The sequence below is a fragment of the Streptomyces pluripotens genome, from assembly GCF_000802245.2.
Lineage (GTDB): Bacteria > Actinomycetota > Actinomycetes > Streptomycetales > Streptomycetaceae > Streptomyces > Streptomyces pluripotens.
In genome coordinates, this window is the sequence record NZ_CP021080.1 from 2,698,582 (window position 1) to 2,723,244 (window position 24,663).

Annotated in this window: 20 protein-coding genes; 10 read left to right on the forward strand and 10 right to left on the reverse strand. The window is 69.8% G+C overall.

The features are described 5' to 3' along the window. Positions 1-44 precede the first annotated feature (44 nt). A complete protein-coding gene (locus LK06_RS11920; RefSeq protein WP_174673853.1) occupies positions 45-1,064 on the forward strand; it encodes a DNA-3-methyladenine glycosylase family protein in 1,020 nt (339 codons plus the stop codon). 106 nt (positions 1,065-1,170) lie between these two features. On the opposite strand, the gene manB is transcribed toward LK06_RS11920, so the two are convergent. After that, positions 1,171-2,253: a mannose-1-phosphate guanylyltransferase gene (gene manB / locus LK06_RS11925; RefSeq protein ID WP_039650659.1), complete on the reverse strand. Its 1,083-nt coding sequence runs from the start codon at positions 2,251-2,253 to the stop codon at positions 1,171-1,173. A gap of 191 nt (positions 2,254-2,444) precedes the next feature. Then, the gene (locus LK06_RS11930) at positions 2,445-3,983 is read right to left on the reverse strand and encodes a peptidoglycan recognition protein family protein (RefSeq protein ID WP_043406590.1); all 1,539 of its coding nucleotides are present in this window, start codon (positions 3,981-3,983) and stop codon (positions 2,445-2,447) included. A 111-nt stretch (positions 3,984-4,094) separates the two neighbouring features. Between LK06_RS11930 and LK06_RS11935 the strand changes: the two genes are divergently transcribed. From LK06_RS11935 to LK06_RS11945, 3 genes are all read left to right on the forward strand, one after another. Beyond that, a complete protein-coding gene (locus tag LK06_RS11935; protein WP_039650663.1) occupies positions 4,095-4,850 on the forward strand; it encodes a TIGR03089 family protein in 756 nt (251 codons plus the stop codon). A 123-nt stretch (positions 4,851-4,973) separates the two neighbouring features. Then, the gene (locus LK06_RS11940; protein WP_039650682.1) at positions 4,974-6,155 is read left to right on the forward strand and encodes an LCP family protein; all 1,182 of its coding nucleotides are present in this window, start codon (positions 4,974-4,976) and stop codon (positions 6,153-6,155) included. A gap of 232 nt (positions 6,156-6,387) precedes the next feature. Further along, positions 6,388-8,151 (forward strand): LCP family protein, encoded by a 1,764-nt coding sequence (locus LK06_RS11945; RefSeq protein ID WP_039650665.1) that lies wholly within the window; start codon positions 6,388-6,390, stop codon positions 8,149-8,151. A gap of 83 nt (positions 8,152-8,234) precedes the next feature. Here LK06_RS11945 and LK06_RS11950 read toward each other — a convergent pair whose 3' ends face one another. Then, positions 8,235-9,299 (reverse strand): glycosyltransferase family 2 protein, encoded by a 1,065-nt coding sequence (locus tag LK06_RS11950; RefSeq protein ID WP_043434401.1) that lies wholly within the window; start codon positions 9,297-9,299, stop codon positions 8,235-8,237. A gap of 127 nt (positions 9,300-9,426) precedes the next feature. Here LK06_RS11950 and LK06_RS11955 point away from each other — a divergent pair, with 127 nt between their 5' ends. Beyond that, positions 9,427-10,932 (forward strand): LCP family protein, encoded by a 1,506-nt coding sequence (locus LK06_RS11955; protein WP_459171082.1) that lies wholly within the window; start codon positions 9,427-9,429, stop codon positions 10,930-10,932. Between the two features lie 19 nt (positions 10,933-10,951). Here LK06_RS11955 and LK06_RS11960 read toward each other — a convergent pair whose 3' ends face one another. Next, positions 10,952-11,512, reverse strand: a complete 561-nt coding sequence (locus LK06_RS11960; RefSeq protein ID WP_039650671.1) for an acyl-CoA thioesterase — start codon at positions 11,510-11,512, stop codon at positions 10,952-10,954. Between the two features lie 118 nt (positions 11,513-11,630). Between LK06_RS11960 and LK06_RS11965 the strand changes: the two genes are divergently transcribed. Next, positions 11,631-12,956: an LCP family protein gene (locus LK06_RS11965; protein ID WP_078858969.1), complete on the forward strand. Its 1,326-nt coding sequence runs from the start codon at positions 11,631-11,633 to the stop codon at positions 12,954-12,956. A gap of 17 nt (positions 12,957-12,973) precedes the next feature. On the opposite strand, the gene LK06_RS11970 is transcribed toward LK06_RS11965, so the two are convergent. Continuing rightward, complete coding sequence (locus LK06_RS11970) at positions 12,974-13,396, reverse strand: hypothetical protein (RefSeq protein WP_052318981.1); 423 nt, start codon at positions 13,394-13,396, stop codon at positions 12,974-12,976. Positions 13,397-14,109: 713 nt separating this feature from the next. Between LK06_RS11970 and LK06_RS11975 the strand changes: the two genes are divergently transcribed. Continuing rightward, positions 14,110-15,732: an LCP family protein gene (locus tag LK06_RS11975; RefSeq protein WP_078858970.1), complete on the forward strand. Its 1,623-nt coding sequence runs from the start codon at positions 14,110-14,112 to the stop codon at positions 15,730-15,732. A gap of 378 nt (positions 15,733-16,110) precedes the next feature. Further along, the gene (locus LK06_RS35050) at positions 16,111-16,494 is read left to right on the forward strand and encodes an ATP-binding protein (RefSeq protein ID WP_324618364.1); all 384 of its coding nucleotides are present in this window, start codon (positions 16,111-16,113) and stop codon (positions 16,492-16,494) included. Between the two features lie 88 nt (positions 16,495-16,582). Here LK06_RS35050 and LK06_RS11980 read toward each other — a convergent pair whose 3' ends face one another. Then, positions 16,583-17,827 (reverse strand): IS110 family RNA-guided transposase, encoded by a 1,245-nt coding sequence (locus LK06_RS11980; protein ID WP_039658280.1) that lies wholly within the window; start codon positions 17,825-17,827, stop codon positions 16,583-16,585. A 314-nt stretch (positions 17,828-18,141) separates the two neighbouring features. Next, entirely contained in the window at positions 18,142-19,299 is a 1,158-nt protein-coding gene (locus LK06_RS11985) for an acyl-CoA dehydrogenase (RefSeq protein WP_039656146.1), read from the reverse strand. 180 nt (positions 19,300-19,479) lie between these two features. Here LK06_RS11985 and LK06_RS11990 point away from each other — a divergent pair, with 180 nt between their 5' ends. Further along, on the forward strand, positions 19,480-20,823 hold the full coding sequence (locus LK06_RS11990) for a UDP-glucose dehydrogenase family protein (RefSeq protein ID WP_043410055.1): 1,344 nt from the start codon (positions 19,480-19,482) through the stop codon (positions 20,821-20,823). 84 nt (positions 20,824-20,907) lie between these two features. Here LK06_RS11990 and LK06_RS11995 read toward each other — a convergent pair whose 3' ends face one another. Further along, complete coding sequence (locus LK06_RS11995; RefSeq protein WP_039656150.1) at positions 20,908-21,414, reverse strand: CGNR zinc finger domain-containing protein; 507 nt, start codon at positions 21,412-21,414, stop codon at positions 20,908-20,910. Between the two features lie 108 nt (positions 21,415-21,522). Between LK06_RS11995 and LK06_RS12000 the strand changes: the two genes are divergently transcribed. Next, entirely contained in the window at positions 21,523-21,912 is a 390-nt protein-coding gene (locus LK06_RS12000; RefSeq protein ID WP_039656151.1) for a VOC family protein, read from the forward strand. Positions 21,913-21,991: 79 nt separating this feature from the next. Here the strand turns inward: LK06_RS12000 and LK06_RS12005 are convergent, their stop codons facing one another. Further along, complete coding sequence (locus LK06_RS12005) at positions 21,992-23,110, reverse strand: dipeptidase (protein ID WP_039656153.1); 1,119 nt, start codon at positions 23,108-23,110, stop codon at positions 21,992-21,994. 372 nt (positions 23,111-23,482) lie between these two features. Next, complete coding sequence (locus LK06_RS12010; RefSeq protein WP_043434241.1) at positions 23,483-24,661, reverse strand: dipeptidase; 1,179 nt, start codon at positions 24,659-24,661, stop codon at positions 23,483-23,485. Positions 24,662-24,663 lie beyond the last annotated feature (2 nt).

The window sequence follows — 24,663 nt, forward strand, 5'->3', positions numbered from 1 at the left end:
GACCGCTCCTCCACACCAGCCCCAGCATCCCCAGGAGCCCACCAGTGGCAGGACGTTTCGCCCCTCGTCCCACGCGCACGACCGTGCGCGGCGGGGACGTCGGCGTACCCGCGCGAGCCGCTGCCGGGATACCACGGCAGACGGCCCCGACGCGGGTGCGGCGGTGGGTGCCGGACGGGCCGCTCGATCTCGGCCTGGTGCTCGGGCCACTGCGGCGTGGACCGGCCGATCCGACGTTCCGGGCCACTGCGGACGGCTCCGTGTGGCGCACCAGCCGCACGCCCACCGGGCCCGGCACGCTACGGGTGGGCACGTACGGCGGTGAGGTGTTCAGCGAGGCGTGGGGGCCCGGGGCCGAGTGGCTGTTGGACCGGCTGCCCGAATTGCTCGGTGCGGCCGACGCCCCGGACGTGTTCGTGCCCAGGCACCGGGTGGTGGCGTTGGCCCAGCACCGGCGGCCTGGCCTGCGGCTGACCTGCACCGGGCGGGTGCTGGAGTCCCTGATCCCGTCGGTGCTGGAGCAGAAGGTCACGACCGACGAGGCGTACCGGGCGTGGCGGTTGCTCGTGGGGAGGTTCGGGGAGCCGGCACCGGGGCCTGCCGGGGCGGGCGATCGGCCGATGTGGGTGATGCCCGCGCCGCGGACCTGGGCGCTGATCCCCTCCTGGGAATGGCACCGGGCCGGAGTCGACGACAAGCGGGCTTCGACGATTCTGCGGGCTGTACGGGTCGCCGGCCGGCTGGAGCAGACGGTGGAGATGGCCCCTGCCGAGGCTCAGGCACGGTTGGAGGTCGTACCTGGGGTCGGGCCGTGGACGTCGGCGGAGGTCGTGCAGCGCTCCCATGGGGCGCCGGACGCCGTGACGGTCGGGGATCTGCACCTGCCGGGAATCGTGGGGTGGGCTCTGGCAGGAGACCGGCATGCCGACGATGCGGTGATGCTTCGGTTGTTGGAGCCGTATGCGGGGCAGCGGCACCGGGCGGCTCGGCTGATCCTGCTGAGCGGAAAGGTGCCCGCCCGCAGGGCGCCGAAGATGCCCCGGATGGACATCGGAACGCTGTGAGGCATCCAGGTCCGCGGCGGCACGACCCCCTTCCGGCCCACTGCCGGTGTGCGGCGCGGGCGCCGGAGCTCTTCCGGCCCGCCCGAAACGCCACGGGCCCGGAACGTTACTGATCAGAGGAGAACCGCACCGCCCCCGCGGGTATGCAGGCGTCACACCACACCCGTACGCCATCGCGCAGCTCGTTGTCGGCGCCCACGATCGCACCGTCTCCGATGAACGCGCCGGTGAGGACGGAACGTTCACCGACGCGGGCCCGGGTGCCGACGAGGGAGTCGGTGACGACGGCGCCGGGTTCGATGACGGCTCCGGGAAGGATGGTCGAACCGAAGACCAGGGCACCCTCCGCCACGAACGCGCCCTCACCGACCACGGTGCCGCCCGTCAGCTTGGCGTCCGGGGCGACCGTGGCCGTGGGCAGGACGAGCCGGTCTCCGCGGCGGCCGGGGACGGCCGGAGAGGGGGCGCGGCCGAGCACGAGGTCGGCCGAGCCGCGGACGAAGGCCGCAGGGGTGCCGAGGTCCAGCCAGTACGTGGAGTCGACCATGCCCTGCAGGTGGGCACCGGCCGACAGGAGTTCAGGGAAGGTCTCGCGTTCCACGGACACCGCACGGCCCACCGGGATCGTGTCGATGACCGAGCGCCGGAAGACGTACGCGCCCGCGTTGATCTGGTCGGTGACGATCTCCTCGGGGGTCTGGGGCTTCTCCAGGAAAGCCAGAACACGGCCGGTGCCATCCGTGGGCACGAGACCGTAGGCGCGCGGGTCGGTCACCTTCGTCAGGTGCAGGGAGACGTCCGCGCCCGTCGACTCGTGCGTGTGGACGAGCGCCCTGATGTCCAAGCCCGTCAGGATGTCACCGTTGAAGATCAGTACGGGGTCGTCGGGGCCGGAGTGCAGACGGGAGGCCACGTTGCGGATCGCGCCGCCCGTGCCGAGGGGCTCCTCCTCGGTGACGTACTCGATGTGCAGGCCCAACGCGGAGCCGTCACCGAAGTGGGGCTCGAAGACCTCGGCCAGATAGCTGGTCGCGAGGACGATGTGATCCACACCCGCCGCTTTCGCCCTCGCCAGCTGATGGGTGAGGAACGGCACCCCGGCCGCCGGGACCATGGGCTTGGGCGTGTGCACCGTGAGCGGGCGCAGCCGGGTTCCCTTGCCGCCGACCAGGAGGATCGCTTCTGTCACCTGTCGTCTCTGCTTCCTGCCGGGACCGGCCGAACCGCTCGTCACTTCACTTCTCATTTCGGCTGGTCAGTGTATGCAGACCGTGCGACGGCGCCCTCGATGGCCACGGTGTCCCACGGGATCGGTACGCGGTGTTCCCTCCGAGCCGCCCCCGCCCGTCCCGCCGACGGCGGTGAACGTGCGCCCCGGTCTCAGCGCCCCTGGTAGCGCGCCGCGCTGGAACGGGTGGTACCGAGCTTGGCGTAGAGCCACTTGCCGGGGCACTCGGTGGCGAAACCGTCCCGATGACCGGAGATCACGTCCAGTCGTACGTTCTTCCCCTTGGGGTACACATTGCCACCTCCCGATGTGAGATGTGTCTTTCCGCGCGGATTCGCTCCATAGAGCCCGAGCTTCCAGGCGGTGAGCCGGGCAACGGCCTCCACCACCGCGCTCGACGGTCTGGTCACGCCGTACGTGCCGATCACGGCGATGCCCATGCTGTCGGTGTTGAACCCCAGGGTGTGCGCGCCCAGAACCGCTCTCGCCACGCCTCCAGCCCGGCCCTCGTAGATGGTTCCGCACTTGTCCACGAGGAAGTTGTAGCCGATGTCCCGCCAGCCCATGCTCGTGACGTGGTAGCGGTAGATACTGCGGATGACCGAAGCGGCCTGGGAGCAGGTGTACTTGTTGCCCGTGGCTGTGTGGTGCACGAACACCGCCTTGACCGTCTTTGTGTAGACGAACCCGCGTTCGCGCAGTGATTCGTCCGCGCCCCAGCCCCGGCGCGTGACGATCCGCGGACGCGGCCCGATGTACCGCTTCGCCCGCACCGGCCCTTGGAGCCGGACGAGTTCCAGCTCGGTGTCCCGCCTGTTCAGTTCGGGGATCTCGGTGGCACCGGAGCGGACGGGGTCGGTACCGGCCGAAGAGGCGGTCTCAGCCTCGACCGTGCGCAGTCCGGTGCGTGGCACATCGGCAGGCGCGTCCCCGGCCGGTGTCTGTTTGCCGGGGTCGACGAGTTCCAGGCGCAGCCCCGACGGCAGTGGCAGCGTGGATCGCGGTCTTCCGGCACGGCTGTCCCGGGGAGCGGCGGCGTCCGCACGGACCCGGACATCCACGCCATCCGACTCTCCGACCCACAGCGGCGCGGTGGCCCCGTGCAGGCGCCCCGGGACGTGTTCCGCCGCGCCCGGGTCGGCGCCGTGGTCAGCGTTGTGCGTCTCCACGTCCTGCCAGCCCGACCACTTCCCCGTCGCGACGGACCGGGTACGCACCTGGGCCCGACCGTGCAACTCGGCGTCGGGGTCGTCCCAGACGAGCCCGACCAGCGAGAAACGTCCGGTACCGGTGCGGTACACCCCCTGTTGCGGGGGCGCGCCGCGGAGGTGACGGCCAAGGGTGCGGACACCCGGGAGCGGGCCGAGGGGCAGCGAACGGGTGCTGCCCGGGATGCCCGCCCCGACCGGGTGAGCGTGAACGACGGCCCCGGCCCGGAGACCGGCTGCGACGGCCTCATCCGGGTACCCGGTGGCGACGGCTCCGGCCGGTTCGCCGACGACGGCGACCGGTCCCCTCCACGCGGGCGCCCCGGACGCCGCAGGGGCCCCGGACACCGCGGAGGCGGCGGGCGCCGCGGGCGCAGCCGTCGCGGGATGCGCCGACGGGAGGGCGAGGACCGCGACACAGGTGACGCAGGTGACGCCGATCGAGGAAGTGAGGAATCCACCCATACCCGTGATCTTGAACATAGTCATATAAATCTGTCCAACGGTGAACTGACGGGTCGTCGGAACCCGTTCCGCCGAACTGGTGGCCCCGCCACCCGGCGCGCGAGCCCGTCCGCGCGTAACCTGTCCCAGGTGAACGCCACCGACCGCACCCCCGCCGACCTGCTGACTTCCGCGCTTGCTGCAGACCCCGGCCGCCCCCTGGTGACCTTCTACGACGACGCCACGGGCGAACGCGTCGAACTGTCCGTGGCCACCTTCGCCAATTGGGTGGCCAAGACCGCCAACCTCCTGCAGGGCGACCTCTGTGCCAGTCCCGGCGACCGGGTCGCGCTGCTGCTCCCCGCGCACTGGCAGACGGCGGTGTGGCTGCTGGCCTGCTCCTCGGTGGGGGCGATCGCCGAGGTCGACGGGGATCCAGCAGCAGCCGACCTCGTCGTCAGCGGGCCGGATTCGCTGGACGCCGCACTGGCCTGCGCCGGTGAGCGAGTGGCGCTGGCGCTACGGCCGCTGGGCGGGCGCTTCCCGCAGTCTCCGGCCGGGTTCGCCGACTACGCCGTGGAAGTACCGGGGCAAGGTGACCGGTTCGTTCCGTTCGCCAGGGTGACGGCGGCAGAGCCGGCCCTCGTCGTCGGCGGCCGGGAATTCAGCGGGGGCCAGATCGTCGAGCAGGCCTTGGCGGACGCGCCTTCGCTGGAGCTGACCGGACCGGATTCCAGGGTCCTGACGGGGCTGCCGTACGACACCTGGGACGGCCTCAGCGCGGGCTTGTACGCGCCGTTGGCCTCCGGGGGATCCGTGGTGTTGTGCCGGAACCTCGACCGGCTGGGCGAGGAGGGTCTGGCCAAGCGGATCGAGAGCGAGAGGGTGACTTCGGTACGGCGGTGAGATCCCTCCCGCAGGGCAGGACGGTCCCCCACTTGGAGTAACACAGGGCGCCCGACTCCCCCTGCCCCGCCATGGTCGTAAGAGCAGGACGTGACGCTCGTACACCGTGAGGGGGCCCGCACCGTGACCGACACCGCAGGCAGGCCCCTCGGTCCCGGCCTGGGAGCCTCGGCCACCGGCGCGGGCCTCACACGGCGGCGCCGGCGGCGCTGGGCGAGAGGCATGGCGCTGGGAGCCACCGGAGTTCTCGTGGTGGCTGCCGGGGCGGGATGGGCCGTCTACGCCAAGCTCAGTGCCAACATCACCGCGGACGAAGCAGCCGCCGCCGAACTCGCCCGCTACGAGCGGGAGCGGCCCACCGAGCTGGTACGGGGCGCGCAGAACATCCTGTTGATCGGGTCCGACACCCGCTCCGGGGACGGCAACGCGAAGTACGGGCGGGACCTGGGAAGCGAGCGGTCGGACACCACGATCCTGCTGCATCTGGCCGCTGACCGGACCAGCGCCACCGCCGTTTCACTGCCCCGGGACCTGATGGTGGACATCCCCGACTGCCGACGGGCGGACGGCCGTCGCAGCGAGCCGGTGTACGCGATGTTCAACCACGCCTTCCAGGTGGGTGGTTCGGCGTGCACGATCCGGACCGCCGAAAAACTGACGGACATTCGGATAGACCACCACGTGGTTCTCGACTTCAGCGGGTTCAAGGAGATGGTGGACGCCGTCGACGGAGTGCAGGTGTGCCTGAAGGAGCCCGTCGACGACAAAGCGGCCAAGCTGAAGCTTTCCGCGGGGAAGGTCACGCTCGACGGAGAACAGGCGCTCGGCTATGTACGGGCCCGCAAGTCGCTCGGGAACGGCAGCGACACCGAACGGATGGAACGCCAACAGCGATTCCTCGGCGCGCTCGTCGACAAGGTGCAGAGCAATGACGTCCTGCTGAACCCGGTGAAGCTGTTTCCGGTGCTGGACGCAGCGACCTCCTCGCTGACCACCGATCCGGAATTGGCGAGTCTGCGTGGCTTGTACCAGTTGGTGCGCGGCCTGCGCGACATCCCCACCGCACGCGTGCAGTTCCTGACCGTGCCGAGGACGTCGTACGCACACGACACCAACCGTGACCAGCTCGTGGAACCGGATGCCCAGCGGCTGTTCGCACGGCTGCGGGCCGACCGGCCGCTGGCGGTGACGCGGGATCTGCCACCGGAAGAGCACAAGGACTCCCCGTCGGCCGACGGCCGATCGCACCCTTCGCCCGTCCCGACGTTCCGCGGGAGCACCGCCGCCGAGCGCGACTGCGAGTAAGGCAAGCGCAAAGACAACGAACTCCCGTTCAGGAATATGAGGGGGATTGCCCAGTTGTAGGGAGGCGGAATTTGTCATGGGCGTCGCTTGACGCTGAACTGGGCGGATAGTGTGAGCGGTCCAGTGCACCCGGCCGCGAGGTCCGTCCCGGGGCCGTGCACTGAACCACTGAGACCCGAGCGCCTTTGAGGGGGAAGGCGCCGCGTGGCCCCGACGGAGGATTCGGACAATCGTGGACGCGCAAGGCCGTGGGCGGGCGGACAACATCGATCCCGCCGACCAATGGGTACTCAATCCGAACACCGGTGAATACGAACTGCGATTGCCCGCTTCCGCACCGCAGTCACCGGTTCCCGGGCCACGGCGACCGGCTCCCCAGGACACCGGCGGCGCGGCCCGCACCCGCGGCGACGCGGCGGCGAGCCGGACACCGCAGGCGCGCGAGACGAGGCGGACGCGCGGCACGGACGTCGTGCCACCGTCACGGCGCCGCCGGAGCACCGAGCCCGAGCCGCCGCCAGGGCGGCGCGGCCGACGGCCGGTGAAGAAGAAGTCGAAGGTCAAGAAGATTCTGGCCTGGACCGCGGGTGGCACGGCGTTCGTCCTGGTCGCGATCGGCACGGCCGGCTACCTCTACCTCAAGCACCTCGAGGGAAACGTCACCACGACGGACATCGGCAGCGCGGGCAAGAGTGGCTTCAGCAAGGACGAGGCCTTCAACATCCTGATCATCGGCACGGACAAGCGCACCGGCAAGGGGAACGGGGGCTACGGCGACCGCAACAGCGTCGGCCATGCCGACACCACCATCCTGCTGCACGTCTCCAAGGACCGGACGAACGCCACCGCGCTGAGCATTCCGCGCGACCTCATCGTGAACGTGCCGGACTGCCCGACGAAGCAGCCGGACGGCAGCGAGAAGGTCATCCCCGGCACCGACAACACCCGCTTCAACGTCAGCCTCGGGCAGGAGGGGCGCGACCCCGGCTGCACCATGCGAACCGTCGACGAGGTCACCGGGATCACGGTCGACCACTTCATGATGGTGGACTTCAACGCCGTGAAGACGCTGACGACGGCGGTCGGCGGCGTCGACGTGTGCCTCAAGCACGCCGTGGACGACAAGGACTCGCACCTCAAACTGTCCGCGGGCAAGCACAAGGTCCAGGGCGAGCAGGCCCTCGCCTTCGTCCGTACCCGGCACAGCTGGGGCAACCAGGGCGACCTCGACCGCATCAAGGTGCAGCAGCAGTTCATGGCCTCGCTGATGCGCAAGATGTCCTCCAGCGACACCCTCACCAGTCCCACGAAGCTGATCAACCTGGCGGAGGCGGCCACCAAGGCGCTGACCGTCGACAAGGGCATCGGTTCCGTGAGCACGCTCAAGGACATCGCACTGGAACTGAAGAAGGTGCCGCCGAAGAACATCTCCTTCATGACGGTGCCCGTGCTCGACAACCCGGCCGACGGCACTGTCCACAAGACGGTGATCATCAACCCGAACACGGCTCCCGCGGTCTTCAACGCGATCAACAACGACGTCTCCTTCACCGAGGTGAAAAAGAAGAAGAAGGCGGCCAAGGACGCTGCGGCCGCCCGTCTGAAGGGCAGCAGGTCCGCGCCCTCCGAGGTGCGGGTGCGCGTCCTGAACGGCGGCGCGCCGGCGGGCAGCGCGCAGGAGACCCTGCAGTGGCTGCAGAACAAGGAAGGCGTGCTCAAGTCGGAGAACGCGGGCAACGCGCCGAAGGCACTGAGCAAGACAACCTTGGAATACGCGCCCGATCAGGCGTCCCAGGCCCGGGAGCTGGCCGCCCTCATGGGGTTGCCCGGAACCGCCCTGAAGCCCGGGAAGAGCGTGACCAACTCCCAGGGGCTGCCCGCGATGACGCTGACCCTGGGCAAGGACTTCAAGGGCGCGGGTGTCTCCCTCACCGCGCCGAAGAAGGCGCCGAGCGTCGACAAGTCCACGGCGGACACGGTCCAGTGCGCGAGCTAGGCCCCCGGGCACACGGACTCTTCCCCGCGGGGAGGGCCCGTGTGCCCGGGAGTAGCTGCTGAAGGTCGTCGGGCCGGCCGAGGTCAGACCGAGGTCAGGCGGGGCCGGTCAGAGGCGGTCACCGCCGGTCGCCGAGCGGCGATGACCTTCTTCGCCAGTGACTTCGGACTGGTCAAGAAACCCCAGCCCCACGACATGTGCATGGTGGCCAGGGCCACCGGAATCTGCAGCCGGGACTTCAGTGGCAGTCCCCTGCCTGCCGGGACCGAGCCCGCGGCGATCGCAGCCAGGTAGCCGCCGGGAATGACGAAGCCCCACGGAGTCAGCGCCGCGCCCACCACGAGGCCCGCGGCCATCGCGCACACCGCCACCGGCGGGGCGAGGTAGCGCAGATTGATGGAGCCCGAGTGGTAGCGCGCAACGACGTGCCGCCAGCGGCCGTAGTCCTTGTACTGCTTGGCCAGTGCCCGGACCGAGGGCCGTGGCCGGTACGACACCCTCAGCTCCGGCGAGAACCAGATCAGGCCGCCCGCCTCGCGGATGCGGAAGTTCAGCTCCCAGTCCTGGGCACGGATGAACTCCTCGTTGTATCCACCCTGTTGTTCCAGTGCCTCGCGGCGGAAGACGCCGAGGTACACCGTCTCGGCTGGTGCGGCCTCGCCTCCGGTGTGGAAGGCGGCGTTGCCCACACCGATCTTCGAGGTCATCGCGGCGGCGACCGCGTGCTCCCAGTCGTTCTCCCCCTCGGCGTGCATGATGCCGCCGACGTTCTGCGCGCCGGTCTCCTCCAGGAGCCGCACGGCGGTGTCGATGTAGTTCGGTGAGAGCATGCCGTGGCCGTCGACGCGGACCACGATCGGATGCCGGGACGCCTTGATGGCCGCATTCAGCGCGGCGGGCGTGCGGCCGGTCGGGTTCGGCACGGTGTGCACACGCTTGTTCTCGTCGGCAGCGGTCTCGGCGACCAACTCGGCGGCGATCTCGTCCGTGCGGTCCGTGGATGGACCGAGGGCGATGACGACCTCCATCTCGCCGGCGTACTCCTGCGCGAGGATCGCTTGGACGGCCCTGCGTAGATGCCGCTCCTCGTTGAGGACGGGCATGATCACGGATACAGCGGGGAGCCGCACGTCGGGCTTGGCGTTCATAAGAGGGTCACGTTACCGCGAACGGGGGACACCGGTGCGCGCCGCCGGGGCTGAACGGCGGGCTGGAGATCGTATCGGCCTACGGTGCTCACGGATCCACGTGCGGCCTCGTCCGGAGGTGTCCCCCTTGCCCAGTCCGCCTCGGTCTCCAGCCCGGCCACAGCGCCGCCCGCAGCCGCCCCGACGGGGGCCGCGTGCACCCCAGCAGCCGACGCTGCCCGTCCGGCCGCCCCGGCGGCCCCGGTGGGCCATGCGGGCGGTCACCACGCTGTCCGTCGTGGTGCTCGCCTCCGCCGGGATCGGGCACGCGGTCGTCACCAGCCTGGACGCTGGCATCGCCCGGGTCGACGCCTTCAAGGACATGAAGAACCGGCCGCGGGCCGGCCACGGCATGAACGTGCTGCTGGTCGGTACCGACGGCCGGGACAAGATCAGCGAGCAGGAGCGGCGCGCCTACCGGCTCGGTGGTGCCCCCTGCCACTGCACGGACACGATGATGATCGTGCACATCTCGGAGAACCGGGAGCGGGCCAGCGTGGTGAGCCTGCCGCGCGACTCCTACGCCCAGCTGCCCGCGCACGTCGACCCGAAATCCGGGCAGCGACACGGCCCGCACCCGGTCAAGTTGAACGCGGCCTACGCGGAGGGCGGCCCGCAGCTGACCATCCGTACGGTCGAGAGCATGACCCACCTGAAGATCGACCACTACCTGGAGGTCGACTTCACCAGTTTCATGAAGACCGTGGACGTGCTCGGCGGGGTGCGGATCTGTACGACGAAACCACTGAAGGACTCCTACACCGGACTCGACCTCGCCCCCGGCACGCACACGCTCATGGGCGGCCAGGCCCTGCAGTACGTGCGCGCCCGGCACACCGACGGGACGAGCGATCTGAGCCGGATGAAGCGACAGCAGCGGTTCCTGGCCGCGCTGATCGAGAAGGCGACTTCCTCCGGGGTACTGCTGAACCCCATCAGGTTCCGGGACGTGGCCCGGGCCGTGCTCGGCTCGGTCCGCGCCGACGAGGGTTTCGGCACCGACGAACTGCTCGATCTCGGCCGCGCGATGCGGAACTTCTCCCCGTCCTCCTCCGAGTTCACCACCGTTCCGATCGGGCAGATGAACTACCCGGTCAAAGGCATCGGCTCGACGCTGAAGTGGGACCAGCCCAAGGCGGAGCGGCTCTTCCGGGCCTTGCGCGACGACAAGCCGCTCAGCGTGGAGCACCGGCGGCGCGGCCCAGCGTCCACGGCGGCGGAGGTGGAGGTGGATCCGCGACAGATCCGGGTGCAGGTGGAGAACGGCACGGGCACGGCCGGGCTGGCCAGGCAGATCGACACGGCGCTCGGGGCGGCCGGTTTCGCCGTCACCCACCAACCGGTGACCGCCGCGGCCCACGACGTCAAGCGCACGGTGATCTCCTACGACCCCCGTTGGGACCGCTCCGCCCGCTCCCTGGCCGCGGCGCTGCCGGGCAGTGAACTGCACCCGGTACCGGGCCGGGGGCCACTGATGAAGGTGACCGTCGGGGTGGACTTCACGAAGGTGCGGAAGGTGCGGTTCGAGGACCCGGCGCAGCCGGAACCGAGCGTGGTACGGGGCAACGAGGTGGTGTGCTCAGGGAGCACGTGAGCGGGTCGGCCGCCGGGCTTCAGTCCTCGAACCCCTCCGCGGCCCGCTTCTCACGCAGCTCGCGGATGGCGCGGCGGCGGGCCAGGCGGTGGGTGCGCCGGATCTGGGCCTCCTGATAGCGGCGGCGGTCTCGGTCGGTCTCCGGGATCACCGGCGGTACCCGCCGCGGTGTGCCGTCGGCGTCGACGGCCGCGAAGACCAGGTAGGCCGAGCCGACCCGGGTGGGCGGGGCGGATTCGTTCCAGCGCTCGGCGAGGACCCGGACCCCGATCTCCATGGAGGTCCGGCCGGTCCAGTTCACCTGGGCCTTCACATGGACCAGGTCGCCGACACGGACCGGCTCCAGGAATGCCATCTCGTCCATGAACGCGGTGACGGCGGGACCGCCGGAATGGCGGCCGGCCACCGCACCCGCGGCGTCGTCGACGAGCTTCATGATCACACCGCCGTGCACCGTCCCCAGCAGGTTGGTGTCGTTGTGGGTCATGATGTGGCTGAGGGTGGTGCGCGAGGCGGACGTGGGCTTGCCCGGGATATCCGGTTCGGTATGCGTTTCCCTGTCCGCGGCCTGGTCTGTCATGCCCCCACCCTATGCCGAAGCGGCATTCGCGGAATTTGTGTCAGCTTCGCAACAGCGCCGCTCTGATTCTCCGACAACCCTTGTGGGGCACACAGCGGCGCCCTGCACACTGGGGCGCATGAATGACTGGCCCGAGGGGGGACCCGGCGACAACCGCGGCCCCCAGTACGGACGCGGCAGTGCCGGCGCGCAGCCGGAGGGTGCCCGCGTCATGCGTCAGGTCCGGCGCGGCCCGGCGGTACCGCCGGGGCAGCGCTCCGCGCACGGCGGCCCCGGTTCCTCGGCGCCGCCGTACGGGTCCGGTGTCCCGCAGCAACCGTCGTACACCGACGGCCGCGGACACGACGAGCACACCGGCTCCGACGGCTACGACAGCGGCTACAACACGGGCCAGGTCTACGGCACCCCCGGCGGCCGTGGGCCGGGCGGCCCCGAGGGTGGGCCCACCCGGGCGCCGCGTCCGGCGCCGAACTGGCGGCGCCGCGCCAAGTGGACGGCGATCACCCTGGCGACCGTGCTGGTCGTCACGTCCGTCGCGACGTACTTCTGGGCCGATTCCAAACTGCGCCGCGACGTCGACCTGTCGAAGGTGATCGACCGGCCCGGCTCGGGTTCGGGCACGAACTACCTGATCGTCGGCTCGGACAGCCGCGAGGGCATGTCCAAGGCGGACGAGAAGAAGTTGCACACCGGATCCGCTCAGGGCAAGCGCACGGACTCGATGATGATCCTGCACGTCGGCGACAACGGCGACACGCTGGTCTCGCTCCCGCGCGACTCAGACGTGGTGATCCCGTCGTACAAGGGGTCCACCTCCGGGAAGGTCTACCCGGCCCAGGGTCGGCACGTGAAGCTGAACGCCGCCTACGCCGAGGACGGGCCGACGCTGCTGGTCCGCACGGTCGAGTACAACACCGGACTGCACATCGACCACTACGTGGAGATCGGCTTCCAGGGTTTCGCGGACATCGTGGACGCGGTGGGCGGTGTGGAGATCACCATCGACAAGGGCTTCAAGGACAAGTGGTCGGGCGCCGACTTCAAGGCCGGCAAGCAGACCCTGAACGGCGCGCAGGCCCTGGCCTTCGTCCGGACCCGGCACGCGTTCGCAGCGTCCGACCTGCAGCGCACGAAGAACCAGCAGAAGTTCCTGGCGGCCCTGGCCCACCAGGTGGCCACCCCGTCGACGGTACTCAACCCGTTCAAGCTCTACCCGACTCTGGGCGCCGGCCTGGACTCCCTGATCGTCGACAAGGACATGTCGCTGTGGGACCTGACCTCGATGTTCTGGGCGATGAAGAGCGTGAACAGCGGTGATGGCACATCGATGAACATGCCGATCTCCGGATCCACGGGCGGCAATCTCGTCTGGGACAAGGCGAAGGTGAAGACGCTGGTGAACGAGCTGAAACAGGACCAGAAGGTCACGGTCTCCGGTACCTAGTGCCGCGGCAGGCAGCGTCACCAGCGAACCGCGCAGGCGAGCACCGTCACACGGTTCCGTACGAAGATGCCGGCCACGGCATCGAACTCACCGCCTAAGAAGAGAAGTTCGGGCAGCGCGGCGACTTCGGCCGCAGCCGCGCGCCGATGCGCCCGACCACCATCGGCCGCATCTACGTCTGCTGCCCGGACCAGCGCGCCCCCCTGGGCCACCAGGGGGGCCGTACCCATCCCCGCGCCCACGTCAAGGACCCGCGTACCGTCCGACGCCCGTGCCGCGTCCGGCAGTTCGGGCGCCGGACAAGCGCACAACCGGTCGAAACCCGCAGCGGAGGCGTCCGTCCGGCCAGCCCACATGAGCCGCTCGACGGCCTCGAAGGCCTCCGGGTCCGTCCGGGACGATGGCGGAACGCCGGGAACACGGGAGTCAGGCTGCCGCACGTGGCCCGGCCTTCCGGGAGACGAACTCCCTTGAGGGTAAAGCCGGAACAAAGGGGCGATCTTGATTCCCTAGATATGGGGCGAATCAACCGGTTGTACGGGAGTGGGGTTTGTCACCGCCCTGATCAGGCGCTGAACTGTCCGGATAGTGTGCCGTCCGGTGCGAACGGTCACGGCGCCGCGCACCGCCCGACCGAACCAAGCGTCTTGGGGGACGGCTCACCGCGTGATCCCGACGGAGGACGAAGCGATCATGGACACGCAAGGCCGTGGGCGGGGGAACCACATCGACCCGTCGGAGCAGGGAAGCCCCAGCAGCGGACCAGCGGATACGCACACCGGCCGGCGTCACCCGACGGGAAGTCGGTCGGCCCGGACCCCCGGTGGGCCGCACCTCACCCCAGCATTGACCGAGTGCAGTCAGGGCGTCTCGCGTCCCGACGAGTCCGCAGCCGGCGCCGGGAGGCCGACACTCGGCAAAGTGCGGTGCGCGTCGTGACGTCGGGGCCCCGTTCCGCGTCTCACTGAACGCAAGGACGAGGCGGCGCCACGGCACACGGCCGGGCCACCCCGCGCTGCGGCCCGTGCCCAGCCGCCACAGCACACGGTGCACGGCCGAAAGACAACCGACAGAGCGCCTCCGGCCTCCGCCGAGGAGGAACTGGCGCGCAACGAAGCCGCGGTGAACGGTGCCGAGGGCGGGAGGACGGAAGATGGCACGCAGCAGCGTGGAGGAAGAGGGGGTTGTACCGCGCGCCCGGCGCGCCGGCGGACGCGGTACCAGCAGCGAAACCGACCACGGGGGGAACGGCCAACGGCGGAGCAGCGGGCACCGGCGCGGCGCAGGCTCCGGGCCGCCGCGCCCCAGACGCCGGATACTGCGCTGGTCGGCGATAACCCTGGCAGTCGTCATACTCGGCACCGCAGGCGCGGGCTATCTGTACTACGAGCATCTCAACGCCAACATTCAGAAGGACAAACTGAACCTCGGCGACACCGACGTGCCCAAGGCGACCCCGAACGCCGCCGGCCAGACGCCGCTGAACGTCCTGCTGATCGGCTCGGACAGCCGGAACACCAAGGAAGACCTGAAACTCGGCGGCTCCAAAGCGGACGTGGGCCGCCCACCGCTGGCAGACGTGCAGATGCTGGTACACGTCTCGGCAGACCGCACCAACATGTCCGTGGTCAGCCTGCCGCGCGACACGATGATCCCCATCCCCAAGTGCACCGACCCGCACACCGGCAAGCAGTACCCGGCACTCTCCCTGGCCATGGCGAACGAGTCACTGGGCCGCGGCGGCCCGGGCTGCACCGTAGCCACCTGGCAGAAGCTCACCCACATCCACATCGACCACTTCATGATGGTCGACTTCTCCGGCGTGGTCTCGATGGCGGACGCCATCGGCGGCGTCCCGGTCTGTGTCAAACAGAACGTCTGGTCGCACACCTCCGAGGGCCACGGCTCTGGCCTGAAATTGAAGAAGGGCACCACGTACGTCAAGGGCGAGCAGGCCCTGGAGTGGCTGCGCACCCGTTACGGCTTCGAGGACGGCACCGACCTCGGCCGCACCCACGCACAGCACATGTACATGAACGCGATGGTGCGCCAGCTGCGGGAGAACGCGACCCTGAGCAACCCAGGCAAGATGCGCGACCTCGCGGAGACAGCGACGAAGTCACTGAAGGTCGACGAGGACCTGGGGACGATCAAGAAGCTGTACGACCTGTCCGAAGAGTTCAAGAAGGTACCCACCAAGCGCATCACGATGACGACGCTGCCCACCGAGCAGTGGTCACGGGACCACAACCGCCTGGTGCCGACCCACGACGCCGACCAGCTCATCTCCATGGTGCGTGACGACATCCCGTTGGACGGACGCGGCACGAAGCACAAGGCCGAGCAGAAGTCGAAGGATCCGGCCGCACCGGACGACCGGATCGCGGTACAGGTCCGCAACGGCACCGGAGCGGACGGTCAGGCGCCGGCGCCGCAGCGGGCCGGCGCGGTCGCGCAGATCCTGCGGAGCAAGGGCTTCACCGAGGTCACGGTGGACGCCACGGCCGCCGCCGAGACCAGGACCTCCGTCCTCTTCCCCAGCGCCGACCTGGAGGGGGACGCCCAGGCGGTGGCCGAGGGGCTCGGGGTCCCGCTGAAGCAGGTCCGCAAGTCGACCGACGTCTCGGGCGTCACGCTGATCGTGGGCGCCGACTGGCGCACCGGCACCGCCTACAAGGCGGCCAAGGAGCCGACCACGGCCCCGTCCTCGGCAGCGGTGCTCCCCGGTGACAAGAAGGACGCCTGTATGACGGTCCAGAAGGGGTTCACCTGGTGACCGGAGCCCGGCGCCCCGGGCAGCCTGGTGGCCGAAGCCCAGTGGCCCGGGAGCCCGGTGACCGGGGTACGTGACCGGGCAGCCCGGTGGCCGGACCGACGGAGACGACGTCCGCGCGGGGATCCGCATGCCTGAAGTTCACACGTCACGGCGCCGCACGACGACCAATCGGGCCTCCGGCGCACGCTGGTGGCGCTGCGTCAAGCCGACCCCGAGTCTGTGGCCTCGGGGCAGGCACCTCTCGCGCCCTCGCCAGGTCCGGCGGACATCGAAGGGCTCGCGGAGGCGACCGCGGACGCGGGGGTGCGCGTCGACGTGCGCTTCAGCGGGAAGCAGCGGCCCTTGCCCGCCGACATCGGCCTGTCCGCCTACCGTATCGTGCAGGAGGCGCTGACCAACGTGGTCCGTCACGCGGGCACGGGGCGTTGCCGGGTGGCCGTCGGCTACGAGGACGAGGAGCTGACCGTGGAGGTCCTCGACGAGGGGCGCGGCGCCACAGAGAACAGTTCGACCCATGGGTTCGGACGCGGACTTCGCCCAGCGCCCTGTCAATGCTCCGGAGCGCTCCCCGCGGCCGGTCGTGGGCCTCGACAGCCCCCGGCGTCATGCCGGGGGCTGTGTTGTTTGTGCAGGTCAGCGGCTGTTTTCAGTCCGGCGTCTGCCCAGGATTCCCCCAGCATGACGCCCAGGAACGGCCCTGATCGGGCCGCAACAGACAGAAGGCCAAGGAGTGTCCCTCCGGACCTTCGAAACAGCTTCTGACGCGTAAATAGAACCTGTTCAGGGTGGGTGTGGGCAGGGCTGGGTGCCCGGTGGTCGCGATGGGCCGCCGGGTGTCTTGCCCTGTCGGTCAGGCCGCGGTCTCCCTCGGGTTGAGGGTGACGGTGTAGCCGAGCTGGTTGAGCTGGTTGATGGCCCGGCGGGTGGCGCGTTCTGGATCGCGTTGGGTGAAGTAGGTGCCGCCGAGTTCCTGATAGGCGACGTTGTCGGTGAGCATGTGCCAGATCGCGGTGATGATCGAGTGCTCGACGGCGACCAGTGCCCTGAGCGGGCCGCGGCGTGCGGTCAGCCGCTTGTAGCGGGCCTGCAGGTAGGTGTCTTTGGTTCTCACCGCGCCGAACGCTGCCAGGCCGAGGGCGCCTTTGAGATATGGGTTGCCGGGCCGGACCTTGGTCTTCTTGGTGCGGCCGGCGGACTCGTGGTGGCCGGGACAGACCCCGGCCCAGGAGGCGAGGTGACGGGCGGAGGCGAACCGGCTCATGTCTCCGCCGGTCTCAGCGATGATCACTTCGGCGACCGCCCGGTTGATCCCGGGGATGGTGTCGAGCAGGTCCAGGGCGCCTCGAAAGGGGGCCATCGCCTCCTCGATCCGCTCGTCCAGTTGCTCGATCATGGCGGTGAGCTGGTCGTACTGGTCCAGATGCAGGCGGGTTAGGAACGCGTGATGCTCGCGGAAGCGCCCGGTCAGGGCCTCGGTCAGTTCAGGGATCTTGTTGCGGAGCCTGCGCTTGGCCAGGTCTGCGAGGAGTTGCGGATCGTGTTCTCCGGCGATGAGGGCTTCGAGCATGGCCCGGCCGGAGACGCCCATGATGTCGGAGGCGACCGCGGAGAGTTTGATGCCGGTGTCCTCCAGCAGCTTCTCCAGCCGCTGGACCACCCGGCCGCGTTCACGGGTGGCGGTGGTCCGGGCCCGGGTCAGGTCCCGGAGTTCACGGACCGGCTCGGGCGGCACGAAGGAGGGCCTCACCAGGCCGTGGGCGCCGAGCTGGGCCAGCCAGGCCGCGTCCGAGACGTCCGTCTTGCGGCCGGGGAGGTTCTTGACCTGCCGCGCGTTGACCAGGATCACGTTCAAGTCCTCGGCCAGCAGGTAGTAGAAGGGCTTCCAGTAGTCCGAGGTCGCCTCGATGACCACCAGCGTCACCCGCGCGGCAAGCAGGTGATCCCGCAGGGCCAGGACCGCATTCGTCGTCGACCCCCATGTCGTGGTCTGGGTCGTGAAGGATCCCCGCCGCTTGGTACTCGGGGTGCGGACACACGCCTTGGCGTCCTTCTTGCTGATGTCGAGGCCGGCGCAGCGTTCGTGCAGCACATCCACGGCCTTGCTCCCTCCCTCGCCGGACAGCCGGGTGCGTCGTTCCGGGAGGACCAGGGCGGATCAGGAATTCTGACGCACGTGCTTCGCAGCAACACTCCACGGTTCCCGTGGGCGGTCCCCAGCACCATGCTGACCTGCGAGCTCACCGGCATCACAGAGGCTTCGGTTTCGGCCGGAACGAACCAGCTCAGCGTCCCGTACCCCATCAGTCCACGTCAGGGCAGACAGAAGCACCCCCGGCGCGCGCCACGGCATTTACCACGCCCCCGGCGCGCACCGAAGGTGCGCTGGATTGCTGACCTGCAAAAACCCTGCTAGGGAAGGTTCCTTGCCATCACGATGCGCTGCACTTGGTTCGTGCCCTCGTAGATCTGCGTGATCTTGGCATCGCGCATCATGCGCTCCACCGGGTAGTCGCGGGTGTAGCCGTATCCGCCGAGGAGTTGGACGGCGTCCGTGGTGACCTCCATCGCCACGTCCGAGGCGAAGCACTTGGCCGCCGCGCCCTGGAAGGTCAGGTCCGAGTCACCGCGCTCGGACTTGGCGGCGGCCGCGTAGGTCAGCTGGCGGGCGGCCTCGATCTTCATGGCCATGTCGGCGAGCATGAACTGGATGCCCTGGAAGTCGGCGATCGGCTTGCCGAACTGCTTGCGCTCCTGGACGTAGCCCTTGGCGTAGTCGAAGGCGCCCTGCGCGACACCGAGCGCCTGGGCGGCGATGGTGATGCGGGTGTGGTCCAGGGTCTTCATCGCCGTGGCGAAGCCGGTGCCCTCCTCACCGATCATCCGGTCGGCGGGGATGCGGACGTTATCGAAGTAGACCTCGCGGGTCGGGGAGCCCTTGATGCCGAGCTTCTTCTCCGGGGCACCGAAGGAGACGCCCTGGTCCGACTTCTCGACGACGAAGGCGGAGATGCCCTTCGAGCGCTTGGAGGGGTCGGTCACGGCCATGACCGTGTAGTACTCGGAGACGCCCGCGTTGGTGATCCAGCGCTTCACGCCGTTGAGGACCCAGTGGTCGCCGTCACGGACGGCCTTGGTCTTCATGCCGACCGCGTCCGAACCCGCCTCCGGCTCGGAGAGGCAGTAGGAGAACATGGCGTCGCCCTCGGCGAGCGGGGCGAGGTACTTCTTCTTCAAGTCTTCGGAACCGGAGAGGATCACCGGAAGCGAGCCCAGCTTGTTCACGGCCGGGATCAGGGAGGAGGACACGCAGGCACGGGCCACCTCCTCGATCACGATGACCGTGGCGAGCGCGTCGGCGCCGGCGCCGCCGTACTCCTCGGGGACGTGCACGGCGTGCAGGTCATTGGCCACGAGGGCGTCGAGGGCCTCCTGCGGGAAGCGGGCCTCCTCATCCACCGCCGCGGCGTGCGGCGCGATCTTCGCCTCGACCAGGGAGCGGACGGCGTCGCGGAGCATGTCGTGCTCCTCGGCGGGGCGGTACAGGTCGAAGTCAGCCGATCCGGCCAAGGTCTCTCACGCTCCAATGACGCAGTGATATACACGCTAACTACCGTTAAGTAACTCAAATTTTAGAGCTCTGGCCCGAAGACGCCTACGTGAGCTTGGCGACAGCGGGGAAGTTGCCCGCTGAAGGGCCCGGATATGCTCAGGCACCGCGTCGCAGAGTCCCCGAGCTGGAGTGCACCCATGAGCCTGAAGATCACCGTGATCGGCACCGGCTATCTTGGCGCCACACACGCCGCGGCCATGGCCGAGCTCGGCTTCGAGGTGCTGGGTCTGGACATCGTGCCGGAGAAGATCGCCATGCTGGAGCGCGGCGAGACCCCGATGTTCGAACCGGGGCTGGAGGAGTTGCTGCGCAGGCACGTCACCGGTTTCGAGGGGTCCACCGGGCGGCTGCGGTTCACCACGGACTGGGCCGAGGCCGGAGCCTTCGGCGAGGTGCACTTCGTATGCGTGAACACCCCGCAGAAGCACGGCGAGTACGCCTGTGACATGTCGTACGTCGACGCCGCGGTCGCCTCGCTCGCCCCGCATCTCCACGGTCCGGCCCTGGTGGTCGGCAAGTCGACCGTGCCGGTGGGCTCGGCCGACCGGCTGGCCGCCTATCTGGCCGAGCACGCGCCGGCCGGCGCCGATGCCGAGTTGGCCTGGAACCCGGAGTTCCTGCGGGAGGGCTTCGCCGTTCAGGACACGCTGCACCCGGACCGGATCGTGGCCGGGGTGCGCAGCGAGCGGGCCGAGAAGCTGCTGCGCACGGTGTACGCCGGCCCGATCGGTGAGGGCACGCCGTTCGTCGTGACCGACTTCCCGACCGCCGAACTGGTGAAGACCTCCGCGAACTCGTTCCTCGCGACCAAGATCTCCTTCATCAACGCGATGGCGGAGGTGTGCGAGGCCGCGGGCGGGGACGTGGCGAAGCTGGCCGAGGCCATCGGGTACGACGACCGGATCGGGAAGAAGTTCCTGCGCGCGGGGATCGGGTTCGGCGGCGGGTGCCTGCCCAAGGACATCCGGGCGTTCATGGCACGGGCCGGTGAGCTGGGCGCGGACCAGGCGCTGACCTTCCTCAGGGAGATCGACTCCATCAACATGCGCCGGCGCGGCCAGATGGTGGAGATGACGCGGGACGCGCTCGGCGGCGGTTCCTTCCTCGGCAAGCGGGTGGCGGTGCTCGGTGCCACCTTCAAGCCCGACTCGGACGACGTCCGCGACTCGCCCGCGCTGAACGTGGCTGGTCAGATCCATCTGCAGGGCGGTCAGGTGACCGTGTACGACCCGAAGGGCATGGACAACGCCCGCAAGGTCTTCCCGACCCTCGCGTACGCCGGCTCGGCGCTGGAGGCGGTCCGGGGCGCCGATGTCGTACTGCACCTGACGGAGTGGCGGGAGTTCCGTGAGCTGGACCCGGCGGCGCTCGGCGAGGTGGCGGCGGCCCGGCTGCTCCTGGACGGACGCAACACCCTCGACCCGCAGCTGTGGCGGCTGGGGGGCTGGACGTACCGGGCGATGGGCCGCCCCACCGCATAGCGCACCGCCCAACGACGTCGGTTCGGCCGAGGCTCAGTCGGCCGAACCGGCGTCTGCCCGCATTCTGCACCACATCGCTGTGCGTCATGGCCCCTTCGCCCGGTACCGGCGCATCTTCTCGCGGGCTCCGCACACGCGCATCGAACACCAGCGGCCTCGTCCGGCGGGGCTGCGGTCGTAGTACGCCCAGTGGCAGGTCTCGGCCTCGCAGGCCTTCAGCCTGACCCAGGTGCCGTCCACCAGGGCCTCGGCAACGGCGGCGGCGACCCGGGAGGACAGCGAGCGCGCATCGGCGGGGGTGAGGGCCGCGGAGCCGTCGCGCTCGTCGACGGACACGTGCAGCGGAGCGTCTGCCAGCAGGGTGCCGAGCGGGGTGACCGAACGGTGCGGCGGGTGCCCGGCGTGCGCGAGCAGCGTGGCTCGCAGTGACTCCCGCAGTTCCCGCGCCCCGCCCAGTTCGTCCTCGGTGAGCCCGATGCGCGCCCTGCCGTCGGCGGTGTCGAGCGAGTCACGTCCGGTCTCGATGTCCAGCGTGTTCACCAGGGACTCGATCAGCGCCAGGCCGCCGGGGGCAGCTGTTCTCTCGCTCATGCCCGCAAGTTACCTCCCGGAATTCGGTTGAGCCGTTACCTCTTGTACGGCATCATGCGGTAACCGTTACCTGTTACCTGGATTCACAGGTAACACGAGGAGGTATTCATGGCTCTCGCCACGCTCGATGCCGTCGTCCTGGACTGTCCCGATCCCGTTGCGCTGGCCGGCTTCTACGCCGGGGTGCTGGGTGGCACTGTGGAGAAGCACCAGGGGCAAGATCAGGCACCAGAGGGAGAAGGTGCGTGGGTGGACCTGAGGGTGCCGGGCGGGCAGACGCTGGCCTTCCAGCGTGCGCCCGGCTTCGTGCCGCCCCGGTGGCCCGCCCCGGACGCCTCTCAGCAGTGTCACCTCGATCTTGTGGTGGAGGACCTGGACACGGCAGAGAAAGGGGTACTGGCGCTGGGGGCACGGCCCCTTGACACCGAGGATCGCGAGCGCAGCTTCCGGGTCTACGCCGATCCGGCCGGGCACCCGTTCTGTCTCTGCACCGGCTGACACGTCCTAAGGGGAGCGCACGGTGACGCGGACCGGCCGGGCCTCCGCGGCACCGGGCACCGGACCCGTCGCCCCCGAGTCAGCCGGGGTTGGACGTGGCGGGGCCCGCGGTTCTCGCCGCCGAGGCGTCCCGGCGGTGCTGCGCGGCCCGGGCGGTGAAGTCAGCGCTGCGCAGCACCCGCTGCACATTGCCCCAGGTCAACAGGGAGAGTTCGGTCTCAGACCAACCGCGCCGGAGCAGTTCGGCGATCAGGTGGGGGTAGCGGGAGGCGTCGGCGAGGTCGCGGGGGTGGACGGCACCGGAGTCGTAGGTGCCGGACAGGCCGACGCACTCCGGACCGGCCACCTCGCGGACATGGTCAAGGTGGTCGGCGACATCCCGAACGGTCGGGCCGACCTGCTCGGCGGTCAGCGGCACCATGCACAGCCCCTTGGCCGCGCCGAGTCCGGCGAGCAGGTCGTCGGGCAGGTTCTCCGGGTGCGGGCGCAGTGCATGAGCGGCGGAACGGGTGCACAGCACGGGGGTCTTGGACAGGGCGACGGTCCGTTCGACAGTGGCCGCCGACGCACCGGAGACGTCGGCGAGGACGCCGAGCCGGTTGATCTCGCGTACGACCTCCTCGCCGAACCGGGTCAGCCCCGTCTTCCCCGTCCAGGCCGCGCCCGTCAGGGTGAGTACCCGCAGGCCGAGGGCGTGCAGCATGCGCAGGACGCTCAGGGAGTCGTCGAGCGCGGCACCGTCGGCAGGGCCCAGCACCACGGCGACCCGGCCGCAGTTGCGGGCGTCGATGACCTGCCCGGCGGTGCGCACCAGACGCAGCCCCTCGGGGTGAGCCTCGATGACCTTGCGGGCCAGGTCCAGCTGCTCCAAGGTCGCGGCGACCGCCCGGCTGTCGCCGGGCCCCTCGGGCAAGTGGAGTGACCAGAACAGAGCGCCGACGTGCCCCTCCCGCATCCGGGGCACATCCGTGTCGACGGCGGCCTCGCCCAGCTCCAGGTCGTACCAGGGAAGGTGCCTCAGCGCCCATGGCAGGCCGCTGTAGCCGTCGGCCACCGGATGGGCGGCGAGCAGGGCGTGCGCCTGCTCCAGGGCCTCGCCGGTCCCCTCGCACGGCTGCGTGCGGAAGGGGTCGTCCGGCAGGTCGTCGTCCTGGCCGACCTCGGTCGTGGTGGGGATGTCGTCCTGGAGGTCGGCCATGGCGGGCTCCGTACGTCGTCGTGAGCTACGTCGGTCGTGAGCTGCGTCGTGGTGAGGCTGCGTCGTGGTGAGGCTGCGCAAGGGGCTCGCGTATCGCCACGGTCGCACGGAGAGGACGGAAACTGCCTGGTGAGTGGGGCGTTCGGGGGTACCCGGGCCGGGACTCGGCGGCTGTGCGGATCACCTCGTGCGGGGGCTGACGTGACTGCTTCGGGCCCGCAGGCGGCCGGGACACGTCAGTCGTGGCAACGGGCGGGCCTTGAGGCGGCGAGCCTGGCTCGCGCTTGTGGTCGGCTACGGCCGTCCCATCCTGCGGTGGTACCGGACGTCGTACCGGTCGGTGCGACGTCCGGTACCACCGCAGGGGGCTGCTCAGCCGTCCAGCGACTCGATGGTGGCGTTGGACGGCGCCCGCGTCGCCTGGAGGTCGTGGGCCACGTCCTCCGCCGCGCCCAGCACCCGTACCGAGTTCTGCCAGGTGAGCTTGGCCAGGTCGGCCTTGGACCAGCCGCGGTCCAGCAGTTCCGCGATCAGGTTGGGGTAGCCGGAGACGTCGTTCAGGCCGTCCGGGGTGAACGCGGTGCCGTCGAAGTCGCCGCCAATGCCCAGGTGGTCAACACCGGCCACCTCACGCATGTGGTCCAGATGGTCCGCCACCGTCGACACCGTGGCGATCGGACGCGGGTTGCGCTCCTCGAAGGCGCGGTGGATCTTCATCGCCTCGGGGCTGGTGTCCAGGTGGTGCAGGCCATGGGCACGCATGTTCTCGTCGGCTGCCGCCGTCCAGTCCACGGCCGCCTGGAGCACGAACTTGGGCACGAACGTCACCATCGCCACACCCCCGTTGGCGGGGAGCCGCTCCAGGACGTCGTCGGGGATGTTGCGGGGGTGGTCGCACACCGCCCGCGAGGACGAGTGCGAGAAGATCACCGGCGCTGTCGTGGCGTCCAGCGCGTCCCGCATCGTCGTCGCGGCCACGTGGGAGAGGTCGACGAGCATGCCCAGCCGGTTCATCTCCCGGACGACCTCGCGGCCGAAAGCGGACAGGCCGCCCGTCCTCGGCTCGTCGGTGGCGGAGTCCGCCCAGTCGACGTTGTCGTTGTGGGTGAGCGTCATGTAGCGCACCCCGAGAGCGTGAAGGCCGCGCAGCGTGCCGAGGGAGTTGGCGATGGAGTGGCCACCCTCGGCACCCATCAGGGAAGCGATACGACCTTCCGCTCGGGCCGCCTCCATATCGGCGGCGGTCCGCGCGGGCACCAGATCGGCCGGGTAGCGGGCGATCAGCTGGCGTACGCAGTCGATCTGCTCCAGCGTGGCCGGCACCGCGTCCGGCAGGTCCGATCGCACGTACACCGACCAGTACTGGGCGCCGACGCCGCCCTCACGCAACCGAGGGATGTCGGTGTGCAGATGGGCCTTCTGGTGGCCGGCGATGTCACGGGCGTCGAGGTCGTAGCGGACCTGTTCGCGCAGCGCCCACGGCAGGTCGTTGTGGCCGTCGACGACCGGGAACTCACGCAGCAGCGTGCGGGCTTCGTCCAACGAGGTCACGG

Excerpts from the sequence above, each read along its gene's own strand:
- LK06_RS11960 (WP_039650671.1), bottom strand. The coding sequence starts at position 11,512 with ATGACAGACCAGGCCGCGGACAGGGAAACGCATACCGAACCGGATATC.
- LK06_RS11930 (WP_043406590.1), bottom strand. The coding sequence starts at position 3,983 with ATGTTCAAGATCACGGGTATGGGTGGATTCCTCACTTCCTCGATCGGC.
- LK06_RS11995 (WP_039656150.1), bottom strand. The coding sequence starts at position 21,414 with ATGAGCGAGAGAACAGCTGCCCCCGGCGGCCTGGCGCTGATCGAGTCC.
- LK06_RS12000 (WP_039656151.1), top strand. The coding sequence starts at position 21,523 with ATGGCTCTCGCCACGCTCGATGCCGTCGTCCTGGACTGTCCCGATCCC.
- LK06_RS11950 (WP_043434401.1), bottom strand. The coding sequence starts at position 9,299 with ATGAACGCCAAGCCCGACGTGCGGCTCCCCGCTGTATCCGTGATCATG.
- LK06_RS12005 (WP_039656153.1), bottom strand. The coding sequence starts at position 23,110 with ATGGCCGACCTCCAGGACGACATCCCCACCACGACCGAGGTCGGCCAG.
- LK06_RS11990 (WP_043410055.1), top strand. The coding sequence starts at position 19,480 with ATGAGCCTGAAGATCACCGTGATCGGCACCGGCTATCTTGGCGCCACA.
- LK06_RS11975 (WP_078858970.1), top strand. The coding sequence starts at position 14,110 with ATGGCACGCAGCAGCGTGGAGGAAGAGGGGGTTGTACCGCGCGCCCGG.
- LK06_RS11965 (WP_078858969.1), top strand. The coding sequence starts at position 11,631 with ATGAATGACTGGCCCGAGGGGGGACCCGGCGACAACCGCGGCCCCCAG.